This is a genomic window from uncultured Adlercreutzia sp., assembly GCF_958431955.1.
Classification (GTDB): domain Bacteria; phylum Actinomycetota; class Coriobacteriia; order Coriobacteriales; family Eggerthellaceae; genus Adlercreutzia.
Map to the genome: position 1 here is coordinate 1 of NZ_CAUASN010000033.1, position 12217 is coordinate 12217.

Here is a 12217-nt window from a genome sequence, read left to right on the forward strand (position 1 = left end):
TCCCTATCCTCCGTGACCCCCTCCCCCTTCCTCCCGAAGCTCCTTCCCCCTCCTTCTCGAGGCTCCTTCCCCCGTCGAAACTCCTTTCTCTCTTCTTTCCGAGGCTCCCTTCTCCGACTTGCCCCGAAACGCCCGGCTGCATGACCTCGTTCGCACGACACCGGGCACCCATCAGCCCGCAGCGAAGTTTCCGAACATAATTCGGTGTGGATTGGCTTGAAAACGACGCTTTTGTTACCACTTCCGCTCAAAAAGATAGGTATGGTTAACCACGACCTGCATAAACTCCAATACCACTTTTAAGTTGAGATCCGAAAACCATGGAGTCGGTAACAAAAGCGTGATTTCCAAGCCATTTCGGAGGGAAAAAGGATCACGCAAGTACGCCGCACGCCCTAATGTGCAGTTTGTTCAGCGCACTGACGTGCAGCCTGCTCAAGCACACCGCACACCCTGACATGCAACCCGCTCAAGCGCACCGTGTGCCAGAGCATGCAACTCGCCCAAATGCGCCGCACGCCCGGACGCGCTGATCGCTCAAATATACGGCTCGCTCAGATGCGCCGCTCGTCCGCGCTGGCCGGTACCGCTCCATCGGCGAGGCCGGCAAGCCACTCGGCGCGGTGATAAGCCCTCAGCGACCATCCGGCGCGGAACAGCGCCCGATTTTGGCAGGAGAAGCGCTTGCTCTGCGGGCGGACGCGACGCCCCATGCGCCGGGCCGCCTCTGTGGCGACGCGGTGCATATGCCCCCGGTCGGCGAGCTGCGCCCTCGTCACGGTGATGACCTTGAAGCCGTCGGCCTCCAGCGCGAGCCGCTTGGAGGCATCGCGGCCGATCTGGCGCGCCGTCATATGCTCGGCATTCGAGTCGTACTCGATGGCGAGGCGCGCCGATGCCGCGTACAGATCGGGCACGAGCGTCTCGCGACGGGCAATGGCCCGCGCCCTCCGGCTCGGCTTGATGCGCTCATTGGCCCGCATGCCGTCGAGCTGATAGCCGCCCAGACGGTACGGCAGGCCCAGCACCATGCGGAGAAACGACTCCGGCGGCGAGGCCGACCGATCGCTCACGAACTTGAGGGCGGCCCGAGCGGCCTTGGCGCCCGCAAGCCCCGGATTGCGCGCGAGGAAGCCCTCGATGCGCCGGGCCGTCGTAAGAGGGCGCCGCGTTCCCAGGCCGTGACGCTGGAGCGGGTCGATCACGAACGTTCCGCACAACGCATCGCCGACTTTCACGAGGTCATGGACGTCGAGGGAGCACGCCAGCTGCACGAAGCAGAGCTCGGGGCACGATGTGTACACGCCATCGCCCACGCGGCAGAACGGCCTCTCGGAATAGGAGAACGAGGACGTGTGCGTGACGGCCCCCTCCGCGGCCCGGCGGCACCGCGTCGCCACGAGCACGTGGTACGGCCCGGGAATCTGAGGGAACGCGTCGCGCAGATAGGCAATCGAGCGCTCGGTGGGGTCGCAGTCCCGCAGCGCGGCAGGCCCCACGCGGCCCGACGAGCCGGGCCGCTCGTAAGCCGCCAGCCAGTAGGACAGGGACGATATGCCGTGCAGGAAGATTCTCATGGCGGCACAGTGTATCGCGAAAACCGCGAAAGGGGGCGGTCGCAGGGTGCCTCCATCAATGCTCCTCTGCGATGCGCGGCTCGGTCATCTATCGGTTGGCGGCCGGCGCGCCAACCGGCCGGCCGCCCGCTTCCATCGTTGAAACGAGGCGAGACGGGGCGGATGCCCGGCGCAACAGGCACCGGGCGACTGCTGAGGCTGGCGACGTCGTCCTGCGGACGTAGCAGGCGCCAGGCGCCGCTGGAGCAGACGATGCCGTCCGGCGAACGCAGTAGGCTACCAGGCGGCCCCTGAGGTTGGCGATGCCGTTTGGCGGACGTAGCAGGAGAGTCCGCGAAACAAATTTCGCTTCATTTGGCTTGGAAATCACGCTTTTGTTACCGATTCCGCTGCTTCCAAGCTCAACCCTGAAAGCAACATCGGAGTTTTACCAGGTCGAGGTTATCCCAGGCTTCCTTTTTGGGCGTTTTTTGGACGCAAGTGGTAACAAAAGCGTGATTTCCAAGCCAAAAGACGAGGAAACCGCCGCGCGCAAAGCACGCAGACCCGCAGAGCGATCCCCCCCCTGGCCCGTCTTCGCCCCATAGGGAAAAGGCCGCGGGCAATTCCGCGGCCTTTGCGATGCGCTTACCGTGCGGCAGCGAGAGCCGCGGGCGTCGGGCGCACCGAATCTAGGCGGCCAGCTCGGCGGTGCGGGCGGCCATGGCGGCGGCCACGGCGTCGGCCTTCTGCTGGGCGCGCACCACGTAGCTGATGGTGAAGTAGCCGGCCACCGCGCCGCCGAAGGCGCAGACGATGCCCTTGAGGAACATCATGCCGGTCACCGTGGCACCACCGGCAGGCAGGGCCAGGCCGAGCAGCGCGCCGGCGCCGGTCATGGCCACGGCGGCGATAGCGCCCACGACCAGAAGCGACACAGCGTATGAGCCCGACACGAGCGGGAAAGCGCCCTCGCCAGAGGCGGGAACGGCGAACTTGCCGTGCTTCAGATCCATGCGGGTGAGCGGCACCACGCAGATGAACAGCAGCATGCCCAGGAGCACGCCGGTAAACGACAGATCGTGCACGACGGCGGCCAGATCGAACATGGCGCCCTCGGCCGAGGCGTGCAGCCCCGCGAAGATGGCGGCGTTGATGATGCCGTTCACCACGCCGTAGCCGATGAGGCACTTGTTCAGCGCGTAGGACTTGAAGGACTTGGGGGCCTTGGAGGACTTTGCCATAGCGAGCGTTCCTTTCTTCTTTATACAAGCTCTGCTTCATCTCGCTCCGCGGGAGCTCCCCGCGGGCTTCTTGCAGCCGGCCCGCCCCGCATCCTCGCGAGGTCGGCGACCGGGCGGCGTTTGACCGTCGAGCATTATAGGAACCGGTGTTCTCTTTTCCCGCATGAACTCTTTCCGTTGCTGCGGAAAACGTTTCACAGTCGGAACGGAAGCAATCTCCCTACAATGGTCGCCGCCGGGTTACGGGGGCCGCATCCCCGACCTACCCTTACCCGTGTATGCAACATCCCATCCAAGATTTAAGGAGGATACAATGGCGAAGAGCAAAGCGACGCATCCCGAGGGGGGTGTGGAGAAGTTCCTGGTACTGCCCATTATCGTGTTGATTCTGGCGCAGATGGGAACATCGGGCGACAACGGCGCGCTCGGCCTCGCCAATCAGCAGCTCGTCGACGTCCTGGGGGCCACCACCCCCGACATCCAGCTGGCGAACATGGTGTACTCGCTGATGGCGGGCGCCTTCATGGTGGCCGGCGGCCTCGTGGGCACCATCATCGGCTGGCGCACCAACTTCCGCTTGGGCGCCATCCTGTGCGCCGCGGGCGAGCTGGTCATGGCGCTGTCGCCGAACATGACCGTGTTCATCTGGGGCGGCCGCATCCTCGTCGGTTTCGGCGCCAGCTTCATGATCCCGTCGGTGCTGGGACTTATCCCCTTCATCTACCATGGGAAGAACCGCGTGCTGGCCTTCGGCTGCATCGGCGCCGCATCGGGTCTGTCGGCCTTCCTGCCGCTCATTCTCGGCATCGTGATGCAGTTCGGCGGCTTCCGCGTCACCTTCGGCGTGCTGGCCGTGTACTTCGCCCTGGTGCTGCTGCTGTCCTTCAAGCTGCCGGCCATCGAGAAGCCCGCTGAGAAGCTGAAGTTCGACGGGCTCGGCACCGGCATCGCCGCCGTGGGCCTGTTCCTGTTCCTCGTCGGCCTCTCCCGCATCTCCGCCTGGGGCCTCATCGAGCCCTTCGCCGAGTGCCCCTTCACCATCTTCGGCATCTCGCCCGCGCTGCCCATGGCTGTGCTCGGCCTGATCCTGCTGGTCATCCTGGTGCCGGTGGAGAAGCGCGTGGAGGAGAAGAACGGCATCGCGCTTTTGCCCCAGTCCTTCCTGAAGACCCCGCAGGTGCGCGCCGGCCTCGTGGCGAGCGCCATCACCTTCTTCTTCATGGGCGTCCAGGCCATTCTGCTCTCGCCCTACCTGCAGCTGGTGGCCGGCTGGTCGCCGGTGCTCATGGGCGTCATGGCGCTGGCCGTGGGCATCCCCACCTTCATCTTCTCGCTCGGCATCCCGAAGTTCATGCCGAACGCCAACCCGCGCCACGTCATCCAGCTCGGCTACATCGTGATGGCCTGCGCCTTCATCCCCATGGCCCTCTCGCTGCACGGCTCTGAGGTCAACGGCCTCATGTGGGTCGGCCTGGCCGTGGCCGGCGCCGGCGCCGGTATCGTGTCCGCCCAGGCCAACAACATCGTGGCCCTGGCCGTGAACGAGCGCGACGCTTCCCAGTCCGGCGGCATCCAGACCACCATGCGCAACGTCGGCCAGGCCATCGGCGTGGCCGCCATCGGCGCGGTGCTCCTGTTCGGCATCACCGCCAACATCGACAACGCCATGGCCGAAAGCCCCATCATCACCCCCGAGGTGCAGCAAGCCGTGGCCGAGCGCAACATCTCGCTCATGGGCGACGCGCAGTTCGAGGCCACCATCGCCGACATCCCCATGGACGACGCGCAGCGCGCCGAGCTGGTACAGCTGAACTCGGACGCCCGCATCCAGTCCACCATCACCTCCTACGTGGTGGCCGCCGTGCTGATCCTGCTCGGCCTGCTGTCCACGCGCTGGATCACCATCTTCAAGAAGGAAGAGGGCGGCAAGGAGGAGAGCATCGTCGAGGAAACTGCCGGCGAACTGCCCTACGAGCCGGTGGTCGACCGCGAGATGTAGCGACTGCCGCAACCGCGTAACCGATTCCGCACACATCTTGTTTCGAAGGGGGTGGGAGTGCACCCGCCCCCTTCTCTTGTGCCGGGGCCGGGCAGACTGCGGGCCGCCCGGGTGGCCGTCATGGGCCGCAAGGCGCGGCCGGCCCGGCCCCGCGCCCCGAAGCAATCAACCTACCCGCTTACTCTGAAAGGAAGACCATGAAACGGCTCTTTACCAACGCCACCTTCGTCACCATGGTCGACGACGTCGACACCGGCGAGGCCCTGCTCGTGGGCGACGACGGCCGCATCGCCGCCATCGGAACCCTCGACGACCTGCGCGAGCGCGCCGACGGCGCCGAGGAAGTGGATCTGCACGGCGCCGCCGTGGTGCCCGGGCTCATCGACCCGCACAGCCACTTCACCGGCGCGCTGCAGTACCTCCTGTACGCCGACCTGTCCGAGTGCACCTCCTTCGCCGAGATCACCGAGACGCTCGCGACATTCGCCGCCGAGAACAACATCGGGCCCGATGGGGTCATCATGGGCAACGGCTACGACCAGAACAACCTGATCGAGCAGCGCCACCCCGACAAGTCGGTTTTAAACGCCGTGTCCGAGGACACGCCGGTGCTCATCACCCACGTGTCGAACCATATGGGCGTGGCCAACGACTGTCTGCTGAAGCTGGCCGGCATCACGCCGACGACCCCCGACCCCGAGGGCGGCCGCTACGGACGCCTGAACGGCACGGGCGACTTGGACGGCTATGCCGAGGAGCCGGCGGCCATGAACCCCTTCTACGCGGTGACCACGCCGCGACTCGGCCTGGACTTCGCCGCCATGGTGCCCGCCATGCAGCGCATCTACCTGGAGCACGGCGTGACCACCTGCCAGGACGGCGCCACCGCCCCCGACATGGCCGGCGTGCTCGTGTCGCTCGCGAAGGCGGGGCTTCTGAAGATGGACATCGTCTCCTACCCCATGTGGGGATCCGACGTGATGGCCACGCTCGCCGCCAATCCCGAGTACGACAGCCAGGACTACCACGGCCACTTCCGCTTCGGCGGCCTGAAGATGTTCCTCGACGGCTCGCCCCAGGGACTCACCGCCTGGATGACCGAGCCCTACGTGGAGGGCCCCGACGGCGAGCGCGACTGGGTGGCCTACAGCACCATGACCGACGAGGACGCCATCGCCTTCGCGAGGCTGGCCGTCGATTCCAACCATCAGCTTCTATGCCACTGCAACGGCGATGCGGCGGCCGACCAGCTGCTGCGCGTGTACGAGGCCGCCCGCGACGCCTCGGATAACCCGGACAAGATGGCCCTGCGCCCGGTGATGATCCACGCCCAGACCGCGCGCACCGACCAGTACGAGAAAATGGCCGAGATCGGCATGATCCCCTCGATCTTCTCCTCGCACATCTGGTACTGGGGCGACGCGCACCTGCGCAACCTCGGCCCCGTGCGCGGCGGCCGCGTGAGCGCTTGCGGCGACGCCCTGCGGGCGGGTCTGCCCTTCACGCTGCACACCGACACGCCGGTGCTGCGCCCGAATCTGCTGGAAGCCGCCTGGTGCGCCGTGAACCGCGTCACCAAGGCCGGCGCCCAGCTGGACGAGGACCAGAAGATCACCCCCTACGAGGCCCTGCGCGCCATTACCGCGAACGGCGCCTACCAGTACGGCGAGGAGGATTTGAAGGGCACGCTCGAGGTGGGCAAGCTGGCCGATCTGGCCGTGCTCGACCGCAACCCGCTCGCCGTGGACCCGCGCGAGATCCGCGACATCAAGGTGCTCGCCACGGTGAAGGAGGGCGACGTGCTCTACGAGCGCGCCGAGAAGTAAGGTAGCCGCCCCCTAGTCAGGCTCGGGGAAGTAGGAGAAGAAGCTGTCGTCGCTCATCGACCCGGAGGTGTCGGCACAGTCCTCCACCATGCGTTTGAAGCTCTGGGTGAGCGGCGTGAGGTCCCCGCGCTCGGAGGGGGCCACCAGCAGCACGGCGGCCATGGTGCACCGGCCCACTTCCCCGCCGTCGCCTTCCGGGACGATGCGGAAGATGCGGATGCCGGTCTTGCGCACGCCTTGGCCGCACCAGGCGAGCACGAGGGTGCGGTCGCGCATGACCGAGAGCGTCCAGACGAGCCACGCGAAGTCGTCGGGCGCCAGATCGATGAGCTCGTCGGCGGCCAGGCGCCCGTGCAGGGCCGCCACGAGCCCCTCCGGCGAAGGCGCGGCGGGAAGGTTCGCCTGCTCCCAGGCCGCGCGTACCTCCCGGCCCCGCCGCCACAGCGGCACCGAGGCGATGATATGGTCGATGTCGGCCCGGCTCACACTCGGCGAGATGGTCACGCTCGGGAACCTCACATCGAGCGGCTCGAAGGACACGAGGAAGTCGAAGCGCTCGGCCAACGACGAGCGGGGCCCGGCCGCGGCGGCGGCCACCTCGTTTTCCGTCAGCACGTCGACCACCTTAAGGCGGCTCGACAGCTTCTCGATGCGGTGGGCGCCCCACAGGGCCAGATCGATGCCGCAGTTCACCACGAGCCCCACCCGGTAGCAGCGCAGGGCGCCGGCCTGCTCCAAATAGTCGAGCAGCACGAGCACCAGTCGCGCGAAGTCGGGGGCGAACAGGTCGGCTTGGCGCAGCGAGGGCACCGCGGCGAGCACGGAGGCGATGAGGCACGCCCCGTCCATGGACTCGTACTTCACCAGCTCCTCGTTGGGGTTGGGGGCCACCAGCCCGCAGCTGCGGCGCGCAAGCCCGCTCTCCAGGAGGATGGCCAGAGGTTTGCGCATCTCGTCGGGCACCGGCGCCCCGAAGGCGGCCGCGAGGGCGGCGGCGATGTCATCCACCATCGCGCGGGCACCCTCGGTCGGCTCGTAGGCCTCCATGGCGGCCAGGCTCCACTGCCACGTGCAGCAGCTGGCCATGTCGCGCAGCAGCCCCATCTCGGCATCGCTCACCTCAAGGGAGAAGTGGCGCGCGAGGCGCTTCTGCAGGTAGGCGAAGAACGGTCCCGGCGCGCCGCTGTCGCGCCAGACGTCCAGGCCGTGGCCGAGCTTGATGCGCGTGATCATGATGCACAAGTACACCTCGAACTGCCACTGGGCGTTGCTGGAGAACTCGAAGCCGAGGTCGCGCTGCATCTCGCCGATGCAGCGGGCGAGGAACTGGCGGTCGTAGGGGTCGAGCGCGCCCACGAGCGACGGCATGATGCGGCGGCGCACGGCCGGGGCGGGAAACGAGAAGAGCATGGACATGATGAAGCCGCGGATGGTCCACTCGGGCCCCTCGACGGCGAGGGTCCGCCCGGCCGACAGGGACAGCCCGTTCATCTTGAGCACCCCCTGCCACCACCGCAGATCGGCCTGGATCTGCTGCTTGTTGCGGAACATGCGCCGCGCGAGCAGATCGGCGGTGTGCGGTCCGGGCTGGCAGGTGAGGGCGAGCATCTCCTGGCAGAGGCGCTCGTAGCGCGGATGCATCTCGGCCTCCGCCTCGCCGAGCAGGCGCACGATGCGGTCCTGCTCGCCGGCGGCCACGGCCAGGCGCAAGCCCGCCCCGCGCTGGCGCGCCACCCGAGAGGAGAGCCCCTCGTGGGCGAGCAGGGCGTTCAGGGCCTTCACATCGGTGCGCACCGTGCGATCCGAGCACCCCAGCTGACTTCCGAGCTCGCCGGCGGTCTGGTAGTCGCTGGCGTTCAGAAGGGCCCGCAAGAGCGCCCCCTGTCGGCTGTTCACCGTTGCCCACCTCCGTTTCGCCGCTCGCTAACCCGAGACCGTCCCGCGCCCGGAAAGGCGCGAACCGACGAGCGATTCGCTCATCGAAACCAGTGTAGCGCCGCACAGAGCGCGCGAGGGCCACAGTCCCGTGGCAAGACGGCAACAGTTGGAAGAGAATCCTCGGGCCCGCCTCGCGCGCCCGCGCAGCTGCGGGACAATTACTGATCGGAATACTTCGCAAGATCGGCCGGCGTGCGCCGGCCAGCCCGTCGAGAGGTTCACCATGGCGACTACGGTTCTTTCTGCCGGCCGCGCCGAGCAGCAGTCCCCCACCGCATCCAAAGCATCCTACGTGCCCCTGGCCGTGCTGGCCTTGGCCCAGATCGGCACCTCGAGCGACGGCGCGGCCATGAACCTGGCCACGGCGAGCCTCGTGGGGTCCCTCGGCGCCACCCTCGACGACATCCAGGTGGCCACGGCCCTGTTCTCGCTCATCGCCGGGGCCTTCATGATCGCCGGCGGCCTCATCGGCGTGACCATCGGCCTGCGCCGGGGACTGGCGACGGGACTGGCCATGGCGCTTATCGGCGAGCTCATCGCCGCGCTATCCCCCAACATCGCGGTGTTCACCTGGGGCGGCCGCGTCGTCATGGCCCTCGGCGCGTGCCTTGTCACCCCGGCGGTGCTGGGGCTTGTGGCCGCGCTGTACCAGGGACGCCAGCGGGCCATCGCCTTCGGCACCATCGCCGGCGCCGCGGCGCTTTCCACCCTGTCGCCTCTGGCCTTGGGTGCGGTGATGGACCAGGCCGGCTTCCGCCTCACCTTCGCCATCATGACCGTTTACTTCGCCATCGTGCTCTGCTGCACGCGGCTCGTGCCGGCCACCCCGCCGGCCGGGAAGCACGCCCGCTTCGACGTGGCCGGCACCGCCGTGGCCGCCCTCGGCCTGGGGCTCGCCCTGCTCGGCGTGTCGCACCTGTCGGACTGGGGCATCCTCGCCCCGCAGAAGCTGTGCCCCTTCACCGTGTTCGGCATGGCGCCCACCCTGCCGGCCATCGTGGTGGGCCTTCTGCTGCTCGGCCTGCTCGTGCCCACCGAGCGCCGCGCCGAGCGCCGGGGCAACCCGCTCATCCCCACGGCCTTCGTCACCTCCAAGGGCGTGCGCGCCGGCCTGGCCGCCGTGTTCGTGCCGTTCTTCTACATGGGCGCCGTGGGCATCCTGGCCACGCCCTACCTGCAGCTCGTCACCGGGTTCACGGCCCTGCAGACGGGCCTTCTCTCGCTGCTCTCGGGCATTCCCATGTTCCTTCTGGCCACCTTCCTGCCGAAGCTCGCGCCGCACCTGTCCTCGCGGCTCATCATCCGCGTCGGCTTTATCGCCCTCGCCTGCGCCTGCGCGCTGATGGCCCTCGGCGTCCAGCAGCACGGGGTCACGCTCCCGCTGTTCTTAGGAATGGCCCTCGGCGGCTTCGGAGTGGGCGCGGTGAACTCCCAGGCCAACAACGCCGTGGCCTGCTCGGTGAACCGCGAGGAGGCCGAGCAGTCCGGCGGTATCCAGGGCGCGGCCCGCAGCATCGGACTCGCGCTCGGCACGGCGCTTGCGGGCACGTGCCTTCTGCTCACCATGGCCGGCGGGTTCACGACGCTCGCCACCGAGGGCGGCGTGCAGCACGATCTCATGGCCGCCGCCACCGACCAGGCCTCCACCCTCATGTCCGACGACGCCTTCGACGCGCTCACCGGCCAGTGGGGGGCCGATGCGGATCAGGCCGCCAAGCTCGTGGAAGCGAAGTCGGCGGCACAGTCCAACGCCATGCGCCTCACCTTCGGCGCCCTCGGCTGCGTGGTGCTCTTAAGCCTGCTCACCACCCGCAACCTCGTGGAGACCGCCGTTCCCAAGAAACCGAAATCGGCCGGAAGCTCCCAGAAGGCCAAGCGAGCCGACAGCGCCGCCCGCGCCTAACCCCCACAAAAGAGAAGGGCCCGCACCCTCTGGCAAGACCGCGCGAGCGTCGGGATGAGGCGACCGTGCCTAGTAAGACAGGATCCTCGCGCTCGCTCGCTGCCTATTGCGCACAAGATGAGCAGCACGGACGGAGAAGCCGCTCGAACAGAGCCGGTGCCTTCCCCTCCCCTTCCCCATCTCCTATCCGCAAAAAAGGGAACCCGCCGAGGCGGGTTCCCTTGGGTTCGGACGATATGTCGTCGGCAGGCTAGTCGAGCTCGTCGGCCGAGAAGGCGTCCTGGCCGAGGTGCACTTCCTTGCCCTCCTTGATGAGCTGGCGGTACTCGGCCGTCGCGGTGAACACCACGTCGGAGGACGAGTTCAGGCCGGTCTCGCAGGAGTCCTGGATCACACCGATGATGAAGCCGATGCCCACCACCTGCATGGCGATGTCGTTGTTGATGCCGAACAGCGCGCAGCACATGGGAATGAGCAGAAGCGATCCGCCGGCCACGCCCGACGCGCCGCAAGCGGAGATGGAGGCCAGCACGCACAGGATGACGGCCGTGACCGGATCCACTGCCAGGTTGATGGTCTGGCAGGCGGCCATGGTCATCACCGTGATGGTGACAGCCGCGCCGGCCATGTTGATGGTGGCGCCCAGCGGGATGGACACCGAGTAGTTGTCCTTGTTCAGGCCGAGCTTGCGGCACAGCTCCATGTTCACCGGGATGTTGGCGGCCGAGCTGCGGGTGAAGAACGCCGTGAGGCCCGAGTCCTTCAAGCAGCGCAGCACGAGCGGATAGGGGTTGTGGCGCGTGCACACCCACACGATGAGCGGGTTGGTCACCAGGGCGATGACGAGCATGCAGGCCACGAGCACCAGGATGAGGTGGCCGTACTCGGTGAAGATCTCCAGGCCGGAGGTGCTCACTGAGGTGTACACGAGACCCAGGATGCCAAAGGGCGCGAGGTTGATGACCCAGCGCACCGCCTTGGACACGGCGTCGGAGATGTTGGTGAACAGCTCCTTGGTGCGGTCGCTCGCCGCGCGCAGGGCGATGCCGAGCACCACGGCCCAGGCCAGGATGCCCACGTAGTTCGCGTTCATGAGGGCGTCCACCGGGTTGGCCACCACGTTCATGAGCAGCGTGGTGAGCACCTCGCCGATGCCCTCGGGCGCAGCCTGCTCCACCATGGACGAGGTGTCCAGCGTGAGGCTCGAGGGGAAGATCTCGCTGCCGATGAGGGCCACGATAGCCGCCACGAAGGTGCTGACGACGTACAGGACGATAACAGTCTTCATGGTGCCGGCGCCCTGGGCGTTGCACAGCGCGCTGATGACCAGGAAGAACACGAGCACCGGCGCCACGGCCTTCAGGGCGCCCACGAAGAGCGAGCCGAGCAGGGTGATGACGTCGTTGCCGGGGATGATCAGGGCGAGGATAACGCCGATCACGAGGCCAACGAGGATGCGCTTGATAAGGCTGACCTCGTTGTACTTCTTCAAAACTGCGGGAACTGCCAAGGTGATTCTCCTTTTCCTCGCGCGCCGCCCGAAAGCGCCGCGTGCCAACCGCGCGGGCCGGATGCCGCACGGCACAAGAGGTGGTGCGGGCGAAAGGACTTGAACCTTCACGGGGGTTGCCCACCAGAACCTAAATCTGGCGCGTCTGCCAATTCCGCCACGCCCGCACATCCGAACTTGTGGCGAGAAGTTCCGCGCCACGTCAGGTAATAATAGCAAAGATGCGCCGCTGACAGCGGGT

At 67.2% G+C, this 12217-nt stretch carries 7 protein-coding genes and 1 tRNA gene; 3 read left to right on the forward strand and 5 right to left on the reverse strand.

Annotation, left to right across the window (positions count from 1 at the left end; genetic code table 11):
• Positions 1-554: 554 nt before the first annotated feature.
• Both Q5064_RS09185 and Q5064_RS09190 read right to left on the reverse strand, forming a co-directional pair.
• Positions 555-1577, reverse strand: coding sequence for a hypothetical protein (locus Q5064_RS09185; protein WP_302964080.1), 1023 nt, complete (start codon positions 1575-1577; stop codon positions 555-557).
• A gap of 671 nt (positions 1578-2248) precedes the next feature.
• Complete coding sequence (locus Q5064_RS09190) at positions 2249-2800, reverse strand: hypothetical protein (protein ID WP_302964081.1); 552 nt, start codon at positions 2798-2800, stop codon at positions 2249-2251.
• 313 nt (positions 2801-3113) lie between these two features.
• On the opposite strand from Q5064_RS09190, the gene Q5064_RS09195 reads away from it, so the two are divergent.
• Positions 3114-4799: an MFS transporter gene (locus Q5064_RS09195; protein WP_302964083.1), complete on the forward strand. Its 1686-nt coding sequence runs from the start codon at positions 3114-3116 to the stop codon at positions 4797-4799.
• A gap of 197 nt (positions 4800-4996) precedes the next feature.
• Positions 4997-6625, forward strand: a complete 1629-nt coding sequence (locus Q5064_RS09200; protein ID WP_302964085.1) for an amidohydrolase — start codon at positions 4997-4999, stop codon at positions 6623-6625.
• Positions 6626-6637: 12 nt separating this feature from the next.
• Here the strand turns inward: Q5064_RS09200 and Q5064_RS09205 are convergent, their stop codons facing one another.
• Positions 6638-8521, reverse strand: a complete 1884-nt coding sequence (locus Q5064_RS09205) for an HTH domain-containing protein (RefSeq protein WP_302964086.1) — start codon at positions 8519-8521, stop codon at positions 6638-6640.
• A gap of 265 nt (positions 8522-8786) precedes the next feature.
• Here Q5064_RS09205 and Q5064_RS09210 point away from each other — a divergent pair, with 265 nt between their 5' ends.
• Positions 8787-10466 carry an MFS transporter gene (locus Q5064_RS09210; protein ID WP_302964087.1) on the forward strand — a complete coding sequence of 560 codons (1680 nt, stop codon included), beginning with the start codon at positions 8787-8789 and terminating at the stop codon, positions 10464-10466.
• Between the two features lie 250 nt (positions 10467-10716).
• Here Q5064_RS09210 and sstT read toward each other — a convergent pair whose 3' ends face one another.
• Together sstT and Q5064_RS09220 are read right to left on the reverse strand one after the other, a co-directional pair.
• Positions 10717-11976, reverse strand: a complete 1260-nt coding sequence (sstT, locus tag Q5064_RS09215; protein ID WP_302964089.1) for a serine/threonine transporter SstT — start codon at positions 11974-11976, stop codon at positions 10717-10719.
• Between the two features lie 81 nt (positions 11977-12057).
• Positions 12058-12143: transfer RNA gene (locus Q5064_RS09220), tRNA-Leu, on the reverse strand.
• Between the last annotated feature and the right edge of the window lie 74 nt (positions 12144-12217).

Excerpts from the sequence above, each read along its gene's own strand:
- Q5064_RS09190 (WP_302964081.1), bottom strand. The coding sequence starts at position 2,800 with ATGGCAAAGTCCTCCAAGGCCCCCAAGTCCTTCAAGTCCTACGCGCTG.
- Q5064_RS09195 (WP_302964083.1), top strand. The coding sequence starts at position 3,114 with ATGGCGAAGAGCAAAGCGACGCATCCCGAGGGGGGTGTGGAGAAGTTC.
- Q5064_RS09185 (WP_302964080.1), bottom strand. The coding sequence starts at position 1,577 with ATGAGAATCTTCCTGCACGGCATATCGTCCCTGTCCTACTGGCTGGCG.
- Q5064_RS09210 (WP_302964087.1), top strand. The coding sequence starts at position 8,787 with ATGGCGACTACGGTTCTTTCTGCCGGCCGCGCCGAGCAGCAGTCCCCC.
- Q5064_RS09200 (WP_302964085.1), top strand. The coding sequence starts at position 4,997 with ATGAAACGGCTCTTTACCAACGCCACCTTCGTCACCATGGTCGACGAC.